At 59.5% G+C, this 23,102-nt stretch carries 17 protein-coding genes; 8 read left to right on the forward strand and 9 right to left on the reverse strand.

The genetic code is table 11. The features are described 5' to 3' along the window. Positions 1-20: 20 nt before the first annotated feature. Positions 21-1,001, forward strand: a complete 981-nt coding sequence (locus NDJ82_RS21610) for an OmpA family protein (protein WP_003175517.1) — start codon at positions 21-23, stop codon at positions 999-1,001. Between the two features lie 57 nt (positions 1,002-1,058). On the opposite strand, the gene cobA is transcribed toward NDJ82_RS21610, so the two are convergent. From cobA to NDJ82_RS21635, 5 genes are all read right to left on the reverse strand, one after another. Then, complete coding sequence (gene cobA, locus NDJ82_RS21615; RefSeq protein ID WP_250926262.1) at positions 1,059-1,802, reverse strand: uroporphyrinogen-III C-methyltransferase; 744 nt, start codon at positions 1,800-1,802, stop codon at positions 1,059-1,061. A gap of 26 nt (positions 1,803-1,828) precedes the next feature. Next, complete coding sequence (locus tag NDJ82_RS21620; RefSeq protein WP_250926263.1) at positions 1,829-3,499, reverse strand: bifunctional protein-serine/threonine kinase/phosphatase; 1,671 nt, start codon at positions 3,497-3,499, stop codon at positions 1,829-1,831. After that, positions 3,499-4,710, reverse strand: coding sequence for a nitrate/nitrite transporter (locus NDJ82_RS21625; protein WP_099582699.1), 1,212 nt, complete (start codon positions 4,708-4,710; stop codon positions 3,499-3,501). The genes NDJ82_RS21620 and NDJ82_RS21625 overlap by 1 nt, the downstream gene beginning before the upstream one ends. Positions 4,711-4,934: 224 nt before the next feature. Next, a complete protein-coding gene (locus NDJ82_RS21630) occupies positions 4,935-5,510 on the reverse strand; it encodes an ANTAR domain-containing response regulator (protein WP_158876985.1) in 576 nt (191 codons plus the stop codon). Positions 5,511-5,523: 13 nt separating this feature from the next. Next, positions 5,524-6,750 carry a CmpA/NrtA family ABC transporter substrate-binding protein gene (locus NDJ82_RS21635; protein ID WP_099582697.1) on the reverse strand — a complete coding sequence of 409 codons (1,227 nt, stop codon included), beginning with the start codon at positions 6,748-6,750 and terminating at the stop codon, positions 5,524-5,526. 273 nt (positions 6,751-7,023) lie between these two features. Between NDJ82_RS21635 and sctC the strand changes: the two genes are divergently transcribed. The 5 genes from sctC to NDJ82_RS21660 all read left to right on the forward strand — a co-directional run bounded on the left by sctC (position 7,024) and on the right by NDJ82_RS21660 (position 10,802). Further along, complete coding sequence (sctC, locus tag NDJ82_RS21640; protein WP_250926280.1) at positions 7,024-8,451, forward strand: type III secretion system outer membrane ring subunit SctC; 1,428 nt, start codon at positions 7,024-7,026, stop codon at positions 8,449-8,451. A 15-nt stretch (positions 8,452-8,466) separates the two neighbouring features. After that, a complete protein-coding gene (locus NDJ82_RS21645) occupies positions 8,467-8,688 on the forward strand; it encodes a FliM/FliN family flagellar motor switch protein (RefSeq protein ID WP_099582696.1) in 222 nt (73 codons plus the stop codon). Between the two features lie 155 nt (positions 8,689-8,843). Beyond that, positions 8,844-9,242 carry a winged helix-turn-helix domain-containing protein gene (locus tag NDJ82_RS21650; RefSeq protein ID WP_112196447.1) on the forward strand — a complete coding sequence of 133 codons (399 nt, stop codon included), beginning with the start codon at positions 8,844-8,846 and terminating at the stop codon, positions 9,240-9,242. After that, complete coding sequence (locus NDJ82_RS21655; RefSeq protein WP_250926264.1) at positions 9,235-9,696, forward strand: transglycosylase SLT domain-containing protein; 462 nt, start codon at positions 9,235-9,237, stop codon at positions 9,694-9,696. The genes NDJ82_RS21650 and NDJ82_RS21655 overlap by 8 nt, the downstream gene beginning before the upstream one ends. A gap of 86 nt (positions 9,697-9,782) precedes the next feature. Beyond that, positions 9,783-10,802 carry a quinone-dependent dihydroorotate dehydrogenase gene (locus NDJ82_RS21660; protein WP_099582694.1) on the forward strand — a complete coding sequence of 340 codons (1,020 nt, stop codon included), beginning with the start codon at positions 9,783-9,785 and terminating at the stop codon, positions 10,800-10,802. 123 nt (positions 10,803-10,925) lie between these two features. Here the strand turns inward: NDJ82_RS21660 and rmf are convergent, their stop codons facing one another. After that, entirely contained in the window at positions 10,926-11,141 is a 216-nt protein-coding gene (gene rmf / locus NDJ82_RS21665) for a ribosome modulation factor (protein WP_002553055.1), read from the reverse strand. A 532-nt stretch (positions 11,142-11,673) separates the two neighbouring features. Between rmf and rlmKL the strand changes: the two genes are divergently transcribed. Next, entirely contained in the window at positions 11,674-13,941 is a 2,268-nt protein-coding gene (gene rlmKL, locus NDJ82_RS21670) for a bifunctional 23S rRNA (guanine(2069)-N(7))-methyltransferase RlmK/23S rRNA (guanine(2445)-N(2))-methyltransferase RlmL (protein WP_099582693.1), read from the forward strand. A gap of 137 nt (positions 13,942-14,078) precedes the next feature. Further along, a complete protein-coding gene (locus NDJ82_RS21675) occupies positions 14,079-16,478 on the forward strand; it encodes a sensor domain-containing diguanylate cyclase (protein WP_250926265.1) in 2,400 nt (799 codons plus the stop codon). 52 nt (positions 16,479-16,530) lie between these two features. Here NDJ82_RS21675 and dacB read toward each other — a convergent pair whose 3' ends face one another. From dacB to NDJ82_RS21690, 3 genes are all read right to left on the reverse strand, one after another. Next, positions 16,531-17,991 carry a D-alanyl-D-alanine carboxypeptidase/D-alanyl-D-alanine endopeptidase gene (gene dacB, locus NDJ82_RS21680; protein ID WP_099582691.1) on the reverse strand — a complete coding sequence of 487 codons (1,461 nt, stop codon included), beginning with the start codon at positions 17,989-17,991 and terminating at the stop codon, positions 16,531-16,533. A 552-nt stretch (positions 17,992-18,543) separates the two neighbouring features. Beyond that, positions 18,544-21,870: an ATP-dependent helicase gene (locus tag NDJ82_RS21685; protein ID WP_203302860.1), complete on the reverse strand. Its 3,327-nt coding sequence runs from the start codon at positions 21,868-21,870 to the stop codon at positions 18,544-18,546. A gap of 4 nt (positions 21,871-21,874) precedes the next feature. Next, the gene (locus NDJ82_RS21690; protein WP_203302861.1) at positions 21,875-23,005 is read right to left on the reverse strand and encodes a hypothetical protein; all 1,131 of its coding nucleotides are present in this window, start codon (positions 23,003-23,005) and stop codon (positions 21,875-21,877) included. Between the last annotated feature and the right edge of the window lie 97 nt (positions 23,006-23,102).

Raw genomic sequence — 23,102 nt, forward strand, 5'->3', positions numbered from 1 at the left:
ACCAGATGGGGATTTAACGGATGAAACTGAAAAACACCTTGGGCTTGGCCATTGGTTCTCTTATTGCCGCAACTTCTTTCGGCGTTCTGGCACAAGGCCAAGGCGCAGTTGAAGGCGAGCTGTTCTACAAGAAGCAGTACAACGATAGCGTCAAGCACATCGAAGACGGCTTCAATCCTGGCGCTCGCATCGGTTACTTCCTGACCGACGACCTGTCCTTGAACCTGTCCTACGACAAAACCAACCACACCCGTTCGAACGACGGTACTGGTAACCAGAAGATCAAAGGCGATACCGGCAGCCTGGTTGCCCAGTATCACTTCGGTCAAGCTGGCGTTGACAGCCTGCGTCCATACGTAGAAGGCGGTTTCGGCCACCAGAGCCGTACCAACGTTCAAGCTGACGGCCACAGCGGTCGCGACCAGACTACCTTCGCTACCGTTGGTACTGGCGTGAAGTACTACTTCACCAACAACCTGTACGCTCGTGCCGGTGTTGAAGCTGACTACGGTCTGGACAACGGCAAGTGGGACTACTCCGCACTGGTCGGCCTGGGCGTAAACTTCGGCGGTAACGCTGGCGCAGCTGCTCCAGCTCCTACCCCAGCACCAGCTCCAGAGCCAACTCCAGAGCCAGAAGCTCCAGTTGCTCAGGTTGTTCGTGTTGAGCTGGACGTTAAGTTCGACTTCGACAAGGCCGTTGTTAAGCCTAACAGCTACGGCGACGTGAAAAACCTGGCCGACTTCATGGCTCAGTACCCAGCTACCAACGTAGAAGTTGCTGGTCACACTGACTCCGTAGGTCCAGACGCTTACAACCAGAAGCTGTCCCAGCGTCGTGCTGACGCTGTTAAGCAAGTCCTGGTTAAAGACGGCGTTGCTCCTAGCCGTGTAACTGCTGTTGGTTACGGCGAATCCCGCCCAGTTGCTGACAACGCAACTGAAGCAGGTCGTGCTGTTAACCGTCGCGTAGAAGCGTCGGTTGAAGCTCAAGCTCAGTAATTACTGAGTAGAAAAAAGCCCGGCTCAGGCCGGGCTTTTTTTCGCCTGGAATTTGCCTCAGGCACTGGCCTGTGCTGCAAAGTGAGCAGCCTGCTCCGTGGTGGCAACGCTGCCGATCACCAGGATTGCCGGGCTCTTCAACGCGAAGGCGTGGGCATCCTCGTGCATCCGCGACAGCTCGCTGCGGCATTCGCGCTGCTGGGGCAGTGATGCATTTTCGATCATCGCCACCGGCATATCCGCTGCCATCCCACCTTCGAGCAATTGCTGGCGAATCTCCTCCAGCTTGGCCACCCCCATATACACCACCAATGTCGTGCCACCTTCAGCCAGCGCGCGCCAATTGAGCCGGCTGTCGTCCTGAGTGTGCGCCGTGACCAGGGTCACACCTCGGCTGACACCGCGTAACGTCAGAGGAATCGCGCAGTTCGTCGCTCCCGCCAACCCTGCGGTGATCCCATTGACCAATTCCACCTCGACGCCGCGCTCGCGCAACCATAGGGCCTCTTCGCCGCCCCGTCCGAAAATGCACGGGTCGCCGCCTTTGAGCCGAACTACGCATTTTCCTTGGCGGGCATAACGCAGCATCAGGCGGTGGATAAAGTCCTGTGGTGTAGAACGGCAGCCGCCGCGTTTGCCCACGGTAATCACGCGAGCCCCGGCACAGTGCTCCAGCACGGCCGGGTTGACCAGATCATCGATCAACACCACATCGGCTTCGTTCATGGCTCGTACGGCCTTGAGGGTCAGCAACTCCGGGTCGCCGGGGCCTGCGCCCACCAGCCAGACTTTTGCGTTCATGTGTTTTCCCTCGCGTTGAGACTGCGTCAGCTGTGAAAGAGTGAGTAGAGGAGCACCAGATTGAGCAACATCGACAGCAGCGCCAGGGTTCGCCAGACCTTCAACGGCTCTCGCTCCAGCAACGGCCGGGGGCGAATGTTCAATTCCTGGCGATCCGCCTCCTCCAATACCCGCAACCACTCTTCGGCGGTTTCGTAGCGTTGCGCGGGTTGAGCGGCCACGGCCCGTTCCAGGCTCAGCGGTAGCCAGTCCGGCAGGTCGGGGCGATAACGGCTGGCGCTGACCGCCTGGGTAAACCGGGGCCGTTGGAAGGCTTCGATTTCACCGTAGGGGTAATGCCCGGTCAGCAGGTAATACAAGGTGACGCCTACGCTGTATAAATCCTGCTGGGGCGTAGGACTGTCGCCATTAAACGCTTCGGGCGCGATAAAACTAGGGGTGCCAGGCAGCACATGGGCGCGGTCCTCTGAAAGGCCGGGGCAGTAGGCCAGACCGAAATCCAGCACGCGCAATTCACCGTCATCCCCCAGCAGCAGGTTTTCCGGTTTGATATCGCGGTGCAGAATCTGCCGTCGATGCAGCATGCCCACTGCGCGCAGCAAGCGCTCGGCCACCGCCTGCCATTGCGCCAGAGGCAGCGGGCCTTGCCGCTCAAACAGCTCGGCGAGGGTCTGCCCTGGATATTCACGCATCACGTAGTACAAATGCTGACGCCCGCTGGCCGCATGGACTTCAGGAAACGCCCGACCGGCGACCCTCCGCAAAAACCACTCTTCCGACAGCAATGCCTGGCCGGCGTCGCTGTCATCGTCGCGGCTCAAGGGCAGGGTTTTCAGCAGCCAGGGTTGCTGCTGGGCGTCGCGTACCCGGTACAACAATGACTGCCTGCTTTGCGCCAGCACGGCGTCCACTTGCCAGCCTTCAAAGTGTTGCCCGGCCTTCAGCGGCGGTGGCAAGGGCCATTGCTGCAACTGCACCAAAGCATCGCCGAGGGTGGCTTCGCCGAGGGTGTCGACACGCACCAACAGCGCGCTGGCATTGTCCTGGCTACCTGCTAGATGCGCGGCGTTGACTAGAGTGTTTACCGCCAGATCCAGGTCACTTTGTTCACGCAGGATTGCGCTGATGCTGTGATCGCCCAGGGTCGCCCACACGCCATCGCTGAGCAGCAGGAAACACTCACCCTCGCGCAATTGACCATCGAGAAAATCCAGCACCAAGTGCTGATCCAGGCCGAGCGCGCGCTTGAGCACATGCTGCATGCCCGGCTGCTCCCACACATGGTCTTCGCTGATGCGCTGCAACTCGCCGTCCAGCCAGCGATACACCCGGCAATCGCCGACATGGGCCAGGGTGAAGCGCTGCCCGCGAAAGACCAGGGCACTGAGGGTGGTCAGCAACGGCTGACCACCGCCATTGGCCTGCAGCCAGCGGTTCTGTGCGAGCAGCAAGCGCTCCAGTGCCTGGGCCACGCCCCAGGTTTGCGGCGTGGCGTAGTAATCCAGGGCCAGGGCCTGCAGGGTCGAGCGGGCGGCCAGGCCACCGTCGGCACACTGGCTCACGCCGTCGGCCATGGCGCACAGGTAGCCTTTGCTCGCCGCCAGTTCGGCGGCGGGGGTCACCACCCGCAGCGCGTCCTGGTTTTCCGCCCGTGGGCCGATGGCGCTGGCGTGGGCGACGCTCAGTTGCAGGCTCATCAGACGCGCGCGGCGGTCACGGCCGCCGAACCCCAGGTGGTCCTCCAGCGGCGCTTGACGCCATGCAGGCCGAACCAGGCCAGCACGCCCAGGCTCGCGAACAACCACAGGGCCAATTGATAGCTTCCGGTGCTCTGCTTGATAGCACCCATGCCCGCCGCCAGGGCGAAACCGCCGATGCCGCCGGCCATGCCGATCAGGCCGGTCATCACGCCGATCTCACGACGAAAACGCTGTGGCACCAACTGGAACACGGCGCCATTTCCCGCGCCCAGACCGAGCATGGTGCAGACGAAAAGAGCCAGTGCCGCGTAGGAGCTGGGCAGGTTGAAGCCGACTGCCGCAATGCAGATGGCAGCGACGCTGTACATGCCGAGCAGCGTGCGAATCCCGCCGAAACGGTCGGCCAGTGCGCCGCCCAGAGGGCGCATCAGGCTGCCACCGAACACGCAGGCGGCGGTGTAGTAGCCGGCGGTCATGGGGCTCAGGCCGTATTGGTCGTTGAAATAGCCGGGCAGGGCGCTGGCCAGGCCGATAAAGCCGCCGAAAGTCACGCTGTAGAAAAACATGAACCACCAGCTGTCGCGGTCGCCCAGGGCCTTGAAGTAATCAGCCATGGACTTGGCTTTTGGCCGCTCAGGGGCATTTTTTGCGAGCCAGGCGAAGACGATCAGGGTCAGGATCAGCGGGATCAGCGCAAAGCCGAACACGTTGCTCCAGCCGAATGCCGCCGCCAGTACCGGGGCCAGCAACGCCGCGAACACCGTGCCCGAATTACCGGCACCGGCAATGCCCATGGCCTTGCCCTGGTGCTCGGCCGGATACCACTGGGACGCCAGCGGCAATGCCACAGCAAAGGATGCGCCGGCCATGCCGAGGAACAGTCCCAGCAACAAGGCTTGTTCGTAGCTGTGAACGCCTAGCTTCCAAGCGCCGAACAACGCCACGATCACGATCACCTGGCCAATCAGCCCGGCTGTCTTGGGCGACAGTTTGTCGGCCAGCATGCCCATCAAGAAGCGCAACACAGCGCCCGCCAGGATCGGCGTCGCTACCATCAGGCCGCGTTGTTGCGTGGTCAGGTGCAGGTCGGCGGCAATCTGCACTGCCAGCGGGCCCAACAAATACCAGACCATGAAGCTCAGGTCGAAATACAGGAACGCGGCAAACAGGGTCGGGGTGTGCCCGGATTTCCAGAAGCTTGATTTCATCACGCACCTCAACGGTTGGGAGTCTTGTAAGAAGGCCTGGTGATGGAACAGCCAGCTAAGGCCGCCCCACCGGCCCCGTGCTGCGGGGGCCAAAACGAAAAAACGCCGCCACCGGGTTCGCGAGGGCAAACCGGATGTGCGACGTCTTTGTCGTGGAGGGGCAACCGCCGTTGGTTACCTGTGATGATTACTTAGCAAGTCCTGCGCCAACCTTTTATGTGTGTTCAGCCGAGCAACTCACTCATGGCGATAATCTGCTCGGCTACCTGGATCAGTTTCTGCTGGCGGCTCATGGCTTGGCGGCGCATCAGGGTGTAGGCCTCTTCCTCATTGCAGGCTTTCATTTTCATCAACAGACCTTTGGCCAACTCGATGCGCTTGCGCTCGGCCAGTTGCTGATCACGCTCCTGAAGCTGGGCGCGCAAGGCCTGGTCGCTTTCAAAGCGGGCCATGGCCACGTCGAGGATCGGTTGCAGGCGCTGGGCCTGTATGCCCTCGACGATGTAGGCACTGACCCCGGACTTGATGGCCTGGCGCATCACATTCGGGTCGTGCTCATCGGTAAACATCACGATCGGCCGGGGCTGGTCGCGGCTGACCAGCACCACTTGCTCCATCACATCGCGGCCCGGTGACTCGGTATCGATCAGAATCACATCTGGGCGCACTGTTTCGACGCGTGCCGGCAGGTCGATGGTCAGTCCGGACTCATCGATCACCTCGAAGCCGGCTTCGATCAGAGCTGTGCGCAGGCGCCCGACCTTGCGCGGGGTGTCATTGATCAACAGGATTCGCAGCATAGATGTGCTCCTGTTAGCGCAAGGCTTGGCGGTTGGCGTGGTCGGCGAGGGCATGCAGCCGGAAGCTGTGGGCGTAGCCGACGGGATCCGAGCCGTCCCAGACCTTGCCGTCGATCAACTGGCTGCTGCGCATGTCCTGGCTTTGCGGGGTGATGCCCAAGGCGTCGGCCGCCTGGCGATAGAGCGCCAATTGCTGGACCTGGCGGGCGACGCCTAGATAGTCAGGGTCATCGCGCAGCAGGCCCCAGCGTCGAAACTGGGTCATGAACCACATGCCATCGCAGAGGTACGGCAGGTTCACTTCGCCACCGGCAAAAAAACGCAGGGCATGGGGGTCCTGCCAGTGGTTGCCCAGGCCGTCATCGTAAGTACCCAGCAGACGGGGTTCGATGCAGTCGAGCGGTGCGTCAAGGTACTCGCGGCCGCTGAGCAATTGCGCGGTGGAACGCCGGTTCTCGGTACTTTCTTCAATAAAACGGCTGGCTTCGAGAATGGCCATGACCAACACACGTGCAGTGTTGGGGTATTGGTCGACGAAGGCCTGGGTACAGCCGAGCACTTTTTCCGGATGGTTCGGCCAGATCGTTTGGGTGGTTGCCAGGGTAAACCCCTGATTTTGCGCGACTGCGCTGGCACTCCAGGGCTCTCCGACGCAAAAGCCATCAATCCGCCCGGCTTGCAGGTGCGCGACCATTTGCGGGGGCGGTACCACCACGCTGTCCACATCCTGTAACGGATGAATGCCCTGACTCGCCAGCCAGTAGTACAGCCACATGGCGTGGGTACCTGTGGGAAAGGTCTGGGCGAAGGTCAGTTTTGTTCGGCTTTGGTGCACGTGACGGTCCAGCGCCTCAGGAGTGACCACTCCTTGCTGTTGCAGGCCGTGGGACAGGTTGATGCTTTGACCGTTCTGGTTCAATCCCATCAACACGGCCATGTCGGTGGGCGCAACGCCGCCAATGCCCAGATGAACGGCATAGATCAGCCCGTACAGACTGTGGGCGGCGTCCAATTCACCACTGACCAGTTTGTCCCGCAGGTTGGCCCACGAAGTTTGGCGCTTGAGGTTGAGTGTCAGGCCATAGGGTTGTGCGAAACCCTGGGTGGCGGCCACCACCAGTGAGGCGCAATCGCTCAAAGCCATGAAGCCCAGGTCGAGGCTGCTCTTTTCCGGAGCATCACTGCCGTTGACCCAGGCCCGCGGGTCGTTCGTCGGGCTGCTGCCTACCGAATCGTTCATCAACACCTACCTTTTCTTTCAAAAAAAAGCGTCGTTCCCTCAGATGGCGATGCGAGGCCATTGCGGGTAACGACGCCTTTGTCCGTAAGCCCGTTCCGCCGTTGGAGTGGGCTCTGATACAGAGTGCAAAGCAAGGCACATGCCACGGGCCGACAAGGACGGTCGGCCGTCAACTTTCCATCAAGATTGAAAGTGGGCGCCCTCTCAGTATGGCCGCTTCTCACTGCCGGACCGGCCAGGAAACCCAAGGTGTACGCTGACTTCACCGTAATGATGCCCCGCTTCTGGCTCCTGCTTGCCGCATTGATGCTGGGCGGCAACGGCGCCTGGGGGGATACCTATCAGGCGCAGGACGAAAGCCTGCATACCGTCTTTACCGTCTTGTCCGTGCCTTTAGGCCTGCCGATCGTTGTGAGCCGTGACGTAGCGCGGACACGCATCAGTGAGCTCATTGATCTCGATACGCCTCAACACGCGCTGGAGACGCTTGCATTGCAATACAGCTTGATCTGGTACAGCGATGGCCAGGTGCTTTATCTCTATGACGCAAGTGAGGAAAAAAGCTCGGCAGTGGCGTTGCGGCATATCTCCGTTGACAGGTTTCGCAGCCTCATGCGTCGCGCGGGGATTGATGAAACACGCTATCCGTTGCGGGTGAGTGGGGCGCGGACGTTTTACGTGTCAGGCCCGCCCAATTATGTCGACCACGTATTGCACCTGGCCCAATTGATGGACCGCGAGCGTGCCGATTTACGCGCAGGTACCCAGGCGTTCGCAGTGGTGCAGGTGCTCAATACGCATGTGGCAGACCGCGAGTACGGCATGGGCAACGAAACGGTCACCGTGCCGGGAATCGCGTCGACGATCAAAACCGTACTGGCTGCCGAACAGAAGGGGCCGCTGGCAGACAAGAGTCTGGCCGTAATCGCCTACCCGGATACCAACAGCCTGCTGATCAAGGGCAAACCTGCGCAGCTGAGTGTTATCGAGCGACTGGTGGCAGAACTGGATACACCCAAGCGGTCTGTCGAGGTTTCGTTATGGATGGTGGATGTCGATCGTGACGAACTGAAAAAGCTCGACCCTGCCTGGGATAAGGACGCCAAGACTCAGGCCACGCGAATTCTGGCGCCGCTGGACGATAAGCGTCTGATGGCGCAAATCGCCGCTCTGGAACGCCGGCGGCGAGCGAGGGTGACGACGTTACCGGTGATCCTCACCCAGGAGAACGTGCCGGCGGTGTTTCAGGACAACCACACCTTTTACCTGCCCCATCCCGGAGATGACTCAGCCGACTGGAGGCCTGTGCGTTATGGCGCACAGGTCAGCGTGCTGCCGCGTTTCGCCGAAGCGAACCAGATCGAGATGCTGCTCCACATTGAGGATGGTCGCCAACTGAGCGAAGCAGGGCGGGGCGCAAAACCGGCTGCGGTCGCAAGGGTGGGTATCAGCAGCGTGGTGCGGGTGCCACAGGGCAAGCGCCTGTGGCTGGGCGCGTTTAGCCGCGAGGCGCGCGAGTCGAGCCATAGCACGGTAGCGTCGGGAGCCGCCAAGGTTCGCCTGTTCGTGATTCAGGCCAGGGCCGTGGACAGCGAGTTGAAGTCGCCGGGATCAGGCCTTGGTGCGCCCCCGTTGACGGCGGCTCAATACGAGCGTGTGCAGCGTGCGTTTGTGCGTCCGGGTCGCGATATCTCTCCGTGAACAAGGTGTTAGCCCATGCATTTGGAAATTCTTCTACAGGAACAACGGGTCAGTCGCAGGCGCCTGGCAGCCTTTGCGCCTGGGAAGGTGCTGCCGTTGGCGCCTGAGGTTATTCACTGTGTGGAATTACGGGTTGATGGCCTGTTGTTCGCCTTGGGTGAACTGGTGCAGTTGGAGGACCGACTAGGGGTAGAACTGCACGAAGTTTACGAGGGGGTGGGAGCCGCTGGCGGGTAGAGAAAAGTCTTACGGGTAGGCCCTGAAAAGTCCTGAATATATGGGCTTTTTCTTACGGTGGAATGTAAGGCAGGTTTTTATAGTTGTGAGATGGGCGCTAGAGCCGGTAGTGGAAATAGGGGCTTCAATGTCAGTAGTCGGATGCCGAGGTAGATATGGCCGTCGTGAGTGATGGGGTGACGGTGACTTCCCAAGTCTTTTCCCAGTGGACCCTGCATGTCGATGGCCGTCTCACCGGCGAGGGCACTGATGTGCAACTGCCGCCCAAGGAGTGGCATGTGTTGCGTTTGCTGCTGGTCTCAGGTGGCGTGCTGATGACCAAGGATCAATTGCTGGAGCTGGCCTGGCCCCAAGGGGAGGTCGCCGAAGAATCGCTGACGCGGTGCATTTATTCGTTGCGCAAGCACTTGGGTGCAGACAAGGGGTTTATCAAGACGATATACGGTCGAGGGTATCGCTTTACCTGCCCGGTGAGGGCTGTGTCGCCAGTTCAAGGTCGCACCGGGCACCAGGAGCATGTGTGTTCGGCCTGTGGTCAAGTCAACCATGGGTAAGGTGTGGCGCGCAGTGCTGTTGCTTGGAGTCTTGATGAGTGGCAATCAGGCCTTGGCCTTTTGCTGGGAGGAAACGGCCCGTCGCTACGATATCGAGCCGGAGTTGCTGCAAGCGATTGCTGCCGTGGAGTCGGGCTACCGACCAGACGCGATGAATAATGCCAACAGTAATGGCACCCGGGATATTGGTCTGATGCAGATCAACAGCATCCACTTGCCTCGTTTGCTCAAGCTGGGCATCACCGAAGAGCGGCTGTTGACTGAACCCTGCCTCTCGGTGGAAGTGGCGGCGTCGATACTGGTCGAGTTCATCCAGCGCTTTGGTTATAACTGGACGGCGGTGGGGGCCTACAACGCCGGACCAGGTCCCGGGCCATTGCGTGAGGCGCTGCGCATGCGCTATGCAGAAAAAGTCTGGGGGCGTTATGAGGCTTTGGTACAGCAGCGCTATTGACGTTTGGGCGGCACGCCTCGCGTGCAGCCCGTCACCCCGGCTATAATCGCCGCCACCTTTCGCCGCCATCCGAGTCTAGCCCGCCCATGTATACCCTGGCCCGCCAGCTGTTGTTCAAACTCTCCCCGGAAACCTCCCACGATCTGTCCCTGGACCTGATCGGCGCCGGTGGCCGTCTGGGGCTTAATGGCCTGGTATGCAAGGCCCCGGCAAAGATGCCGGTGTCGGTAATGGGGCTCGACTTCCCTAACCCGGTCGGACTGGCCGCCGGCCTGGACAAGAACGGCGCGGCCATTGATGGTTTTGCACAACTGGGCTTTGGTTTTGTCGAGATCGGCACCGTGACGCCGCGACCGCAACCGGGTAACCCCAAGCCGCGTATTTTCCGTTTGCCGGAAGCGGAGGCGATCATCAATCGCATGGGGTTCAACAACCTCGGCGTCGATCACCTGCTGTCGCGGGTTGAGGCAGCGAAGTACAAGGGCATCCTGGGCATCAATATCGGCAAGAATTTCGATACACCGGTCGAGCGTGCAGTCGATGACTACCTGATCTGCCTGGACAAGGTCTACGCCCACGCCAGCTACGTCACCGTCAACGTCAGCTCGCCCAACACGCCGGGCCTGCGCAGCTTGCAGTTTGGTGATTCCCTCAAGCAATTGCTCGAAGCGTTGCGTCAGCGCCAGGAAGACTTGGCTCTGCGCCATGGCAAGCGCGTACCGCTTGCAATCAAGATCGCCCCGGACATGAGCGACGAAGAAACTGTGCTAGTGGCTCAGGCCCTGGTGGATTCCGGTATGGACGCGGTGATCGCCACCAATACCACCCTCAGCCGTGTTGGCGTCGAAGGGTTGGCCCATGGCGATGAAGCAGGTGGCCTGTCGGGTGCGCCGGTGCGGGACAAGAGCACTCACATCGTCAAGGTACTGGCTGCTGAGCTGGCCGGGCGTCTGCCCATTATTGCGGTGGGTGGTATTACCGAAGGCAAGCACGCGGCCGAGAAGATCGCCGCCGGCGCAAGCCTGGTGCAGCTGTACTCCGGCTTTATCTACAAGGGCCCGGCGCTGATTCGTCAATCGGTGGATGCCATCGCCGCATTGCGTTGAAGGATCGCCCATTAAAAAGGGCTCCGTAAAGGAGCCCCCTGGGCCGAAGCCCGCCGCCCGGATAGGACGTGCGTGGTTAAGTCGTTACATATTCGTGGTGATGTCGGAATTAAGTGCCCTTGATTAGCCGACGGCGTGAAGTTCGTTGAGTCTGTGGATTCCCGCAGTGCCAGTCATACCGTCCCAGTTGTCGCCGCGTCCTTCTCGCCAGCCGTTGATCCAGGCTTGGCGTACCGACGGTAGAGTAAATGGGCAAAGCTCACGGGATTTGCCATGAACGCCATATTGATATCCGCGTAAAAATGCTCTTTCCAACGGATCACGCTTAAGTCTTCTCATAGGGTGTTTCCCTCACTTGTTGACTGTCTTGATATCCTTCGGCCTCGTCTGAGGCCGGGCAGAGTTTTTCTGCCGTTGGTGGGCTCGCTGCCGGCGTGGCGAGCCTAAGTGTCGACGTCGTTACGGCGCCAACCTGTGTTGAGTTCTAACCAATAGGTCACATGGATTCAATGATCGTTTTGTCATAAGCACGTAACGATAACGATGCTATAGCCATAAGCTGGGATGGCTTTTCGCCCCATTTGTGCAGCAAAGCCAGCTATGATGCACCCTGCACAGAGGAAGGATTTAATCCTTTAGTGAGAATGTCCCCCTGTTGCGGTCGGTTACTATTCGACGAAGGGTCGGAATATTTCTTTTTGTTGCTTCAAAAATTCACTCTGCCCCGTCAATAAAGGCTCAAGGGCCCGTCAGACGGGGTGGGACGGCACATTCGTGCCACGCGGGCACTCTTCAAGAAAAGTGCTTGATTGAAAACCGAGCCGGCGATGCGTCGCCCGTTCATTTATTGCTGAAAAGCCTGGATTGCCCCATGTCGGACCGTTTTGAACTCTTCCTCACCTGCCCCAAGGGCCTCGAAGGCCTGCTGATCGAGGAAGCCGTCGGGCTTGGCCTTGAGGAAGCCCGCGAGCACACCTCGGCCGTGCGCGGCATGGCCGACATGGAAACCGCCTACCGCCTTTGCCTCTGGTCGCGCCTGGCCAACCGTGTGCTGCTGGTGCTCAAGCGCTTCCCGATGAAGGACGCCGAAGACCTTTACCACGGCGTGCTGGATATCGAGTGGGCCGACCATATGGTCAGCGACGGCACCCTGGCCGTGGAATTCAGCGGTCACGGCTCGGGCATCGACAACACCCACTTCGGCGCGCTGAAGGTCAAGGATGCAATCGTCGACAAGCTGCGCACCCCGACCGGTGAGCGCCCGTCCATCGACAAGATCAACCCGGACCTGCGCATCCATCTGCGCCTGGACCGTGGCGAAGCGATCCTCTCCCTCGACCTTTCCGGCCACAGCCTGCACCAGCGCGGCTATCGCCTGCAGCAGGGCGCAGCACCGCTGAAGGAAAACCTGGCGGCCGCGATCCTGATCCGTGCCGGCTGGCCGCGCATCGCTGCCGAAGGCGGCGCGCTGACCGACCCGATGTGTGGTGTGGGTACGTTCCTGGTCGAAGGCGCGATGATTGCCGCCGACATGGCGCCCAACCTCAATCGCGAACTGTGGGGCTTCACCACCTGGCTCGGCCACGTGCCGGCGCTGTGGAAGAAACTGCACACCGAGGCCACTGAACGTGCCGCCATCGGCATGAACAAGACCCCGCTGTGGGTGCGTGGCTACGAAGCTGATCCACGGCTGATCCAGCCTGCGCGCAACAACATCGAGCGTGCTGGCCTGAGCCATTGGATCAAGGTGTACCAAGGCGAAGTCGGCACTTTCGAGCCGCGCCCGGACCAGAACCAGAAAGGCCTGGTGATCTGCAACCCACCCTACGGCGAGCGCCTGGGTGACGAAGCCAGCCTGTTGTATCTCTACCAGAACCTCGGCGAGCGTCTGCGCCAGGCGTGCATGGGTTGGGAGGCGGCGGTGTTCACCGGCGCGCCGGACCTGGGCAAGCGTATGGGCATCCGCAGCCACAAGCAGTATTCGTTCTGGAACGGCGCCTTGCCGTGCAAGCTGCTGCTGATCAAGGTCAACCCAGACCAGTTTGTCACCGGCGAGCGCCGCACCCCGGAGCAGCGCCAGGCCGAACGTGAGCAAGCCGCTTACGATCAGGCCCCGGTGGAGCCACAAGAGCGCCAATACAACAAGAACGGCAATCCGATCAAGCCAGCCCCGGCCCCCGTGGTCGAGCAGGCGCGCCTGAGCGAAGGTGGGCAGATGTTCGCCAACCGCCTGCAGAAGAACCTCAAGCTGCTGGGCAAGTGGGCCAAGCGTGAAGGCGTGGATTGCTACCGTGTGTACGACGCCGACATGCCGGAATACTCCATGGCTATCGACCTCTACCACGATTGGGTGCACGTACAGGAATACGCCGCGCCGAAGTCCATCGACCCGGAAAAAGCCTCCGCACGCATGTTCGATGCCTTGGCGGCTATCCCCCAGGCGCTGAACATCGACAAGAGCCGTGTGGTGGTCAAGCGTCGCGAGCGCCAGAGCGGCACCAAGCAGTACGAGCGCCAGAGCGCCCAAGGCAAGTTCACCGAGGTCAGTGAAGGCGGCGTGAAACTGCTGGTCAACCTCACCGATTACCTGGATACCGGTCTGTTCCTCGACCACCGCCCGATGCGCATGCGCATTCAGAAGGAAGCGGCCGGCAAGCGCTTCCTCAACCTGTATTGCTACACCGCTACCGCCAGCGTGCACGCTGCCAAGGGCGGCGCGCGCAGCACCACCAGCGTTGACCTGTCCAAGACCTATCTGGACTGGGCGCGTCGCAACTTCTCCCTCAACGGTTTTTCCGACAAAAACCGCCTGGAGCAGGGCGACGTGATGGCGTGGCTGGAAGCCAGTCGTGATGAGTTCGACCTGATCTTCATCGACCCGCCGACCTTCTCCAACTCCAAGCGCATGGAAGGTATCTTCGACGTGCAGCGTGACCACGTGCAGTTGCTGGACCTGGCCATGGCGCGCCTGGCACCGGGTGGCGTGCTGTACTTCTCGAACAACTTCCGCAAGTTCGTGTTGGAGGACAACCTCAGCGAACGCTACGCCGTCGAGGAAATCAGCGACAAGACCCTCGACCCGGATTTTGCGCGCAACGCCAAGATCCACCGCGCCTGGAAAATCACGGCGCGCGGATAACCAACAACCTAAAGCCGCAAGCCTGGTTTATTCCGGTCTTGCGGCTTTTTTGCGCTGGTCAAACCCTGGGCCGATGGCTATAACTTAAGGCCTAGCCAAAGTGACACCCCCGCACGCTGGCGTTGTGAGTGTTGCTTATGCCGATGCAAGCCGTACGCCCGAAAATCCTAGGTTTTATCAGTGAGCAGGCGTCGGCTTGGCTGGTGGCATTGGTGGTGTTTCTGGCCGGCGGTGCGCTGACGCTCATAGTCGCCTGGGCGGCCTCCGACCTCTATCAACAACAGGTGCGCCAGCGTTTTCAGTTGCTGGTCAACGAGCGCTATACCCGTCTGCAGGAACGCTTCGACGATCAGGAGCAGCGCCTCAACAGCATTCGGCGGTTTTTCGTCAATTCCGACGAAGTGTCTCCCGAAGAATTCGATGGTTTCGCCCAGCCTTTACTGTTGCGCACCCGTGCCTATTCCTGGGCGCCGCGGGTGTTTCGCGATCAGCGCAGCCAGTTTGAACACGCGGTGTCCCAGCAGCGCGGCGTGTCTTTTGTCATCCGTGAATTAAATACTGTCGGTGAGCTGGTTCCGGCGCGCGAACGCGATGAATACGTGCCGGTGCTCTACAGTCAGACCCAAAGCCTGCTGGGCTCACCCCTGGGTTTTGATCTGCTGGCTCAACCGCTGCGGCGTTCAGCCCTTGAACGTGCACAAAAGAGCGGCAAGCTGGCGGTGTCCCAGCCCATGCAACTGGTCGGCGTCGAGCCTGCCTACGCTACCGGTGTGTTGCTGGTGGCGCCGGTCAGCCACCTGCCCACCTCCGATCAGTCCCAGAACGAGCCCTTTGGCTACGTGATGGCGGTGATCAGCATGCGTCAGTTAGTGGCCGATGGTTTGCCCAAGCCGGAACGGGACAACCTGGTGATGCAGATCGTCGATACATCCGACCTGGACAAACGCGTGCTCTATGAGACCAGCAATACCGTGGGAAGCAGCGATCTGCTCGGTGCGCGACGTCTTACCCTGGGTGACCATGTATATGCCCTGACCCTGCGTCCGAGCCAGGTGTTCGACCAGTCCAACCATTCCTCCCTGACCACCATCCTGACCATGGGCGGCTTGCTCAGCCTGTTGCTCGGCGCTTTGCTCTATGTGCTGGTCAGTCAGCGTCAGCGCGCCGTGAAACTGGTGGAGCAGCGCACCGTGCAGTTGCGTCTGCGTGAGCAGGAGTTGCGCGGTGCCCACGGTCAATTGCGCAGCGTGTTGAATGCTGCGACCCAGGTGGCAATCATTGCCACCGACTTGCGCGGTGTTATCAATACCTTCAACGCCGGTGCCGAGCAGATGCTCGGGTTATGCGCCGAGCAGGTGGTGGGCAAATTGACCCTGGAAAGCCTGCACCTGGCGCCGGAACTGGAAGCCCGTGCTGCCAGCCTGAGCGTGGCCCTGGGCAAGCGAATCCCGGCCAGCCAGGCGATGCTGGTGGAGAGCCCCGACAACCTGCACGAAGCCCGCGAATGGACCTTGGTGCGCGAGGACCGCAGCCAGTTGACCGTGACCATGCTGGCCACGGTGCTGCTGGATGACCACGGTTTGTGGATCGGGCACCTGGCGATCTACCTGGACATTACCGAGCAGAAACGGGCGTACGAAGCGTTGGCGGCCCGCGACCGCCTGCTCAAGAAACTCAGCGCCCATGTGCCAGGCGGGATCTTCCAGTTCACCCTTGAGCCCCACGAAAACTGGCGGTTTATCTATGCCAGCGATGGCATGCGCGACATTTATGAAATCGAAACCGGGGTGTTGCAGCAGGACGCGAAGAAGGTCTTCGAGCGTATCCACCCCCTGGACCTGGAGCGGGTACGCGCCTCGATTCGCCTGTCGGCATTGCAGTTGAGCCATTGGCGTGAAGAATACCGGGTGCTGTTGCCGCAGCGCGGTTTGCGCTGGATTCGCGGCGAGGCCACCCCTGAAGAATTACCGGGTGGCGGTACGCTGTGGCATGGCTATGTGTCGGACATTTCCGATTTGAAGCGGGTTGAAGAGGAGTTGCGTGCGCTGTCCATCACTGACTCACTGACCGGGATCCACAACCGCCGCTATTTCCAGGACCGGCTCAGGGCCGAAATGGCGCGACTCAACCGGACCAATGGGGCGTTGTCGGTGATCATGCTCGATATTGACCACTTCAAGCGCATCAACGACAAGCACGGGCACGCGGTCGGCGACGCAGTGTTACAGGAGTTGTGCAAGCGCATCAGCGAACGCTTGCGCCGCACCGATGTGTTCTGCCGGCTGGGTGGTGAGGAGTTCATGGTGCTGTGCCCCCATACGGATGGGGAGCAGGCCTATAGCTTGGCGATGGAGCTGTGGCAGTCACTGCGCAACGAGCCGATGGAAACGGTGGGCATCGTCACCGCCAGCTTTGGCGTGGCCAGTTGGCGGATCGATGAGGGTATTGACGGGTTGTTGCTGCGCGCCGACTCGGCGGTGTATGTGGCCAAGCAGGCGGGCAGGGATCGGGTGGAGGCGGAGCGGCTTCGGGCTTGATTAACAGGGTCTTTCAGGCAAGCCAGCTCCCACCTTGGATCGATGTCGTTATTTAGAGCACAGGCGCAGCCGCTGCCAGTTTAGGCTGGCGATACAGGTCCAGCAGCACCTGATCCAGCACCGACGAGGCGCCCCATGGCTTCGGATCGTTGAGAATCGCCACCACCGCCCAGGTATTGCCGTTGTTGTCGCGGCTGAACCCGGCAATGGCGCGCACGGTGTTCAGGGTGCCGGTCTTGACGTGGGCTTCGCCGCGCATGGCCGTGGTCTTCAGGCGTTTGCGCATGGTGCCGTCGGTGCCGGCAATCGGCATCGAACTGATGTACTCCGCAGCGTAGGGGCTTTTCCAGGCGGCTTGCAGCATCGCCGCCATCTCGCGGGCGCTGACGCGTTCGGCACGGGACAGGCCGGAGCCGTTCTCCATCACCAGATGTGGCGCAGTAATGCCTTTTTTCGCCAGCCATTGGCGCACTACACGCTGCGCGGCCTTGGCATCATCGCCGTCGGCATCGTTGCGAAACTGGGCGCCCAGGCTCAAGAACAGCTGCTGGGCCATGGTGTTGTTACTGTACTTGTTGATGTCGCGGATGATTTCCGCCAGGTCCGGCGAGAATGCGCGGGCCAGCACCTTGGCATCCTTGGGCACGGGCGCCTGGATATCACGGCCCTGGATGCTGCCGCCCAGTTCCTGCCAGATTGCCCGCACGGCGCCGGCGGTGTAGGTGGCATGGTCGAGCAGCGACAGGTACGTCTGCGAGCTGCAGCCTTCGGCCAACTGTCCGCTGACGGTCACTGTCATGCTGCCATCGGCGGCAGTGACCGGGTTGTAGCGCACGTCGCCGGTGCACTGCTTGGCGTTGGAGACTTTGACCTGGTTGTCGATGCGGATGCTGGCAATGGGAGGCTCGACCGACACAATCACGCGGCCCGAGTCGTTGCGGGTCACAAAGCGCAGCGCCTTGAGGTTGACCAGCAGCGCATCCGGCTTGACCAGGAACGGTTTGTTCTCGTCGTTACCGTCGTCATTGAATTCAGGCAATTGCGGTTGGTTGAAGAAGCTGCGGTCGAGCACTAGGTCGCCGGTGACTTGCTGCACGCCATTGGCGCGCAGGTCACGCATCAGCAGCCAGAGTTTTTCCATGTTCAGCTTGGGGTCGCCGCCGCCCTTGAGGTAAAGGTTGCCGTGCAACACGCCACCACTGAGGGTGCCGTCGGTGTAGAACTCGGTTTTCCACTGGTGGTTGGGGCCGAGCATCTCCAGGGCCGCGTAAGTGGTGACCAGCTTCATGGTCGAGGCGGGGTTCACCGAGACGTCAGCATTGAAAACCGTGGGGGTGCCGGGGCCATTCAGAGGAATCATGACCAGGGACAGGGCGGTGTTTTGCAGCTTGGCTTTGGCAAGTGCCTGCTGGACATTTGGTGGCAGGGTGGTGTTGACGGGGGCAGCGGAGACGGAAAACGCCAGTGGCAGAATAAAACCGGCAAAAAATACGGAACGCAAAGATTTGATCATAAGAAGTAAAACCCTACTGCTGAGGAGGGTGAAAAAGGCGAGGGGTAAATAAGAAAAATCCCTCATTGGTCATGAAAGTGTCGGCATTATGCCCCAAGGTGGGCGCACTTGTAGCTGAACCATAGCTGGAAATCGGCGTTTTTTTGCAGGCATTGCACCGCCTGTCCCAGAGAGTCGGGCAATTGCCGCCTTAAACTGCTAAAGTGCCGCCCGTTATTACTTATGAGGATTGTTCCAATGGCGACTAACCGTTCCCAGCGTCTGCGCAAAAAACTGTGCGTTGATGAATTTCAAGTTTTGCTAATTAGCAAAAAATAGTTGGTTGGTTGTCAAAAATCCTTCTTCCTCTTCGCCCCCCCCCCCCGAAACCCCGCTGCCCCTCAAGCGCCTGCCACGCAGCGCTCCCAATCCGCTCCCTATGCACCGCACACGATCGATCCAGGATCGAAGCGTCAGCGCACGCCCGGACGCCCCAGCCACCCTATAGCTCCGGCCAGGCGAATGAGTCGAGCAGCTGACATCAGGTGCATCGGTATGATGAGTACAGCCCGTTTAGGGTCTGTTTTCGCAAATGCTCAGGTAAGGGCAGCGGCGGCAAAGCCAGCCCTTTTTTGCGCCTCTGTATCCTGAGGAAAACAGCGGAGCCATCTTGTGCACAGCAGTGCTCTGGGGAGCTTTGGAGGGTATGTCTCTTTTGGTCTTCTCACTGATCAGCGAGTGCACGGTGCCAGATTTTGCCTTCAACGTGGTCATTGCCAGCATCAGAGGGCGGAAGTGGCGCGAAGTTGTTTCTACGCCGGCATGCGTGCGTAACCAATGAAGCTCAATGCCCTGTGGTGTGTTCGCCTGGAGCATCCACGGCAGCTGTATACGAACGCCATGTATGTCCGCATGCAGTCCTTCTACGATCGTACTACCGGTGTCGTGAATGATCTGCAGGCCCTTGTTGCAAGCTTTGACCGCATCCGAGTAAAGCGCCTGATCAAGTGCGAACTCCGGAAGGTCATGGTTTTCCCATGCATTGTTAAACGCCACCTGCGCTGACAAGCCTTTGAGAGTGGATTGAAGTGCTTCCATGACGGCCCAGCGAGCCCGGATGGATATGTCGATGTCCTGCTCGGCGGTGAGGTCGAGCTCATACCGGTAGTGGTAATGCAGCGGACAACTCAAGTAGGACTCAAACGCACTGTAATCGATGGCCAGAGGAGTTGCTGCGGTTCCACTGCTCACAAAGGCAGGGATGATAGGCATGACGGTCGCAGGAGGGGATAAGCCTGTGCGGCGGTCAAGGAAAGCAGTTGCAGTGGCGAGAGCGTGAGGTCGATCCCGAGAGTTTGTCTCATAGAGAAAAAGCTGGTCGCGAGCGCGGGACAGGGCAACGTATAGCAGATTGTTGCGCTCTACAGCCTCTTCGAATTCATGCTCTGCCAAGGTGCTGTTAAGCACTTCGGGCGGGATCAATTGCGTCGAGCGGGGATCGTGATCCCAAGGTTTCTCTTTCCCGTAGGCTGATTTGTTAACGTCCGTGACATGGACGGCGTCAAACTCAAGCCCTTTACTCCCATGAACCGTCATCAGCGTGATGGCATTAAGTGCGCGAGCTTCAGGAGGCGCACTGCGGTCAGCCAACTTCTCGTTGATTCGGCGGCGTAAGTCTTCGCGCACTAGGAACGCGGATAACCTGGCTTCCTTGGCACTGCCTTCACTATTACGTACGGCATACACGAACAGCCATATCGCAAGGCGCTCGGTATGAGCGCGGATGCTTGTATCGGCGGGATTGGGTAGCCCGTAGCGACGATCAAGCAGGACTGTGCATACAAACTCCCAAGGATTGGTGTGTCGATTGAATCCGGCCAAGAGCGTGGCCAATGTCGCACTAGCCGCTTCCCCCGCTGCAGATAGACCTAGACCGGGAACGCCAAGCCATTTTCCTCGTTGCAACGTGACCCCGGTACCCGGTGAGGTACAGGTCATGAGTTGCTGCATATCCGGCATGGACATTGCCAATGCTGGCTCTTGAAGCAGGCCAATCAGTGATCGAGGCTGTCGGGTGCACAACAACTGCATCAGGCAGACAAGCCGCTTGATCTCGGGGCGCTGGTAGACATCACCTATATACAGGCAAGGAATCCCATTGGCAGACAGGTGCTCTGCGGCGCTTTCAATATCTGCTGTGCTGCGACTGATGACGACTTGATCTCGGTAATCCAGACCATTTTTCGCGAGGTAATCAACCACTGCCGTAAGCGTATGGGCCTGGCTTTCCGGAGCGTCGCATTCGAACAGGGTTGGCCTGATGTTGATAGAGGGACGATAAGGCGTCACTGCTTGCAATGGCAATCTAGCCTCCAGTGAGTGGACGCGTCCTGTATGGCTGAAGAGATTAAGAATCTCTGGGGTGCTGCGTCGGTTTACATCGAGTTGGTAGGTAGCTACGGAAGCTGACGGCGCGCCGCGCCTGAAGGCAGTGTCAAACTTCATCAAACTCTGGATCGACGCACCCCGCCAGTGGTGGATGGCTTGACGAATGTCACCGACCACCCACACGGAGTTGGCGCTCACTGCGAGCTCACGCACGAACTCCACCATGACGTGCGTGACGTCCTGGTACTCGTCGACCAGAATGTGCTCGAAATGGCTGATGTACTGGCTTACAGCTGTGCGGTCTTTTCGAGCCTGTAGCGTTGGCAGGGCCACTAGATCTGTGTAGTCGACATAGTGCTTGGAGCGCAGCGCCGCCTCATAGGCTTCATAAACTGCTGCGATATCTGCTTGCTGTTGCATCACATCTGGAGCGGGAGTAGGTAGGCCGGCGAGGCGTGCCCTGTACTCATCTACGGATACCAGCTCTTCTTTCAGTCGGTCGATGTAGTCCAGCACTTTTGGCAGCCATTCATAAGGGTCTTGAAGGCGCACGTAATACTGGAGTTTGATCGAGGGAAGCAATTTGGTCATCAGCCTCACTTTCGCCAATTTATCCACCATGGCGATGTCAGCGTGAAGCCCAAACAAGTCGTGATATTTGCGGAGAAATTCCAATCCAAACGAATGGAAGGTGCCTGCCCACACGTCTGCAGCGCCAGGAATCGCTGAGGCGCGCATTCGTTCTACCAGCTCGTTAGCGGCTTTGTTCGTGAAGGTAAGCACTAGAATCTTGCTGGGGTTCACTCCCTGCTCGATCAGATGCTTGATGCGATGAACAAGCGTGGTTGTTTTTCCAGTGCCTGGGCCTGCGACAACGTTCACAAACCTCTCTTTTGCATGCGCTGCATCGCTCTGAGCAACCGTCATGTTAGGGAGGCCAGGCGTAGGCCGTATAGCTAGCTCTGGCAGCAGGAGCGCGTCGAACAGCTGCAGCCTGACCACCTCCAAAGGCACTTTGAGGAACGAGGCAATCTTTCTGGCATTCAGTCCGCTAGCCCACAGGGCTCGGGCTGCTGTGCGAGGCAACAAAAGCTCTCGGGCGAATACGTTGGCCTGGAGTTCCTGACGTTCCCGCGCGCCGTATGCTTCGACAGTGAGAACCGCAGGCGTACCCTGCGGGGCTGTCATAGAGGAGAGGTTTGCCACCGACATAGCAGGCTTTTCAGCATCCAGAAACCAGTGACCCAATTCATGGGCTATCAGGTAAGCGGTCTCAGGCCATGATTTGTCGTTGCGAACGTAGGCAGTGAACTTTTCCCGAACCAGTACGCCATCTGCACCGGCCAAGGTGAAGTGGTCATGCGGCAAAAGCTGGATTGCAACGTCGTATTCTTCTTCGATTGACGAGAAATCCAATAGCTGTTTGCTAGCCAGGTCATCCGACAGGAATTCGCCGGCCAAAACGCTTCTGACTTCGATGGCCTGCTGGCGAGCCCTGTCAAATGGGTTCAAGGTCTCAGTTCTCCAAATCTAGTAGGGCCTGCTCTTCATCAGACGATAGATTCAACGCTTTCACCGCCTCACTCCATGAATGAGGGCTGGTGGCTAGCTGTGGTTTGCCTTTAGTGGCCTTGAACATCGGCACCGATCGAGATTGGAAATTGCTCGAAAATCCAGCTACCAGTAGCTCAATTGGTACGTCAATGTGCGTAGATATCGCCCCTATCACAACAGGGGGCGCGATTGTCTCCCCTTGTAGTACCTGACGCATAAGGTCTTGGTGCGCGCCGAGCCCAGTACGCTCGGTCAACTCTCGTGCCCGCTTGGGGCGCTGCCAGGACTTAATGGCTGCCAATGCCTCATCCAGCTCTGAGGATGAATAGTCGAGCAAGGCGGAAGGTTGGCCAGGACTGGATGGCGCAGACGCATTGCTAGTGGGTTTGGAAGTGGCGACAGTCGCGGCAAGGGCCAACCCTTCGTGTTGCAGCGATTCGGCTAGCAAGAATGAGGCAATCTGCGATGCGGACTTTTCAAATTCCTTTGCCGTCATCCGCACCCATTTGGCCAACGGGCGATCAAGCCGTAGAGACCACTGTTCGCTTTCACCCTCATACGACTTTGCAGCTTGTTCGTAGGTGCGAATCAGGCTGGAGGGGTTCTTGGTCTCCATTGCGCACTCAAATCGTTCCAATCCCTGCTGAAGCAAATCACGAGCAAATTCTGCTTTGGCGACACCGCGCCCCTCAGCCAACAGCGTCAAGGCCGTATGGAACGACCTTTTCGTTGTTACTCCGATAGTTTCACGGCGGGGCTTTGTGTCCATACGCTTGACCTCATCCTTAGGCTGCATAGGCTTCTCCTGTCTCGCTGGCTGTGTAGCCAGCATCGGGAGTGAGACATCTCTGGCATTTTCATGTTCACAAGGAGTGGGTGGGGCAGGGAGTTGCTCGACTAGCTCCTTGAGCAGGCTGCGCACTGCGAGCGATGCGTTATGCCCTGTGCCGATCACATTGTGCCCCGACGGCAATCCCACCAAGCACTCCCAATGGTTGGTTTCAGCCTGCACAACCATCTGATCGGCGAGACCGTCTAGCCAATGGGCCCAGTGCTTGAGACAATCGGAGGCTGTAACAGTGTGATTTTTCATGAAATCTCAGGTGAGGGCCGGTCGGGAAGTCCTGGTCGATGGAGAGCGTTACGCGTAACGCTGGATCCATATCAACTTTATATCACTGTGAATGGTA

Source organism: Pseudomonas sp. SR18, assembly GCF_023701505.1.
Classification (GTDB): Bacteria; Pseudomonadota; Gammaproteobacteria; order Pseudomonadales; family Pseudomonadaceae; genus Aquipseudomonas; species Aquipseudomonas cyclaminis.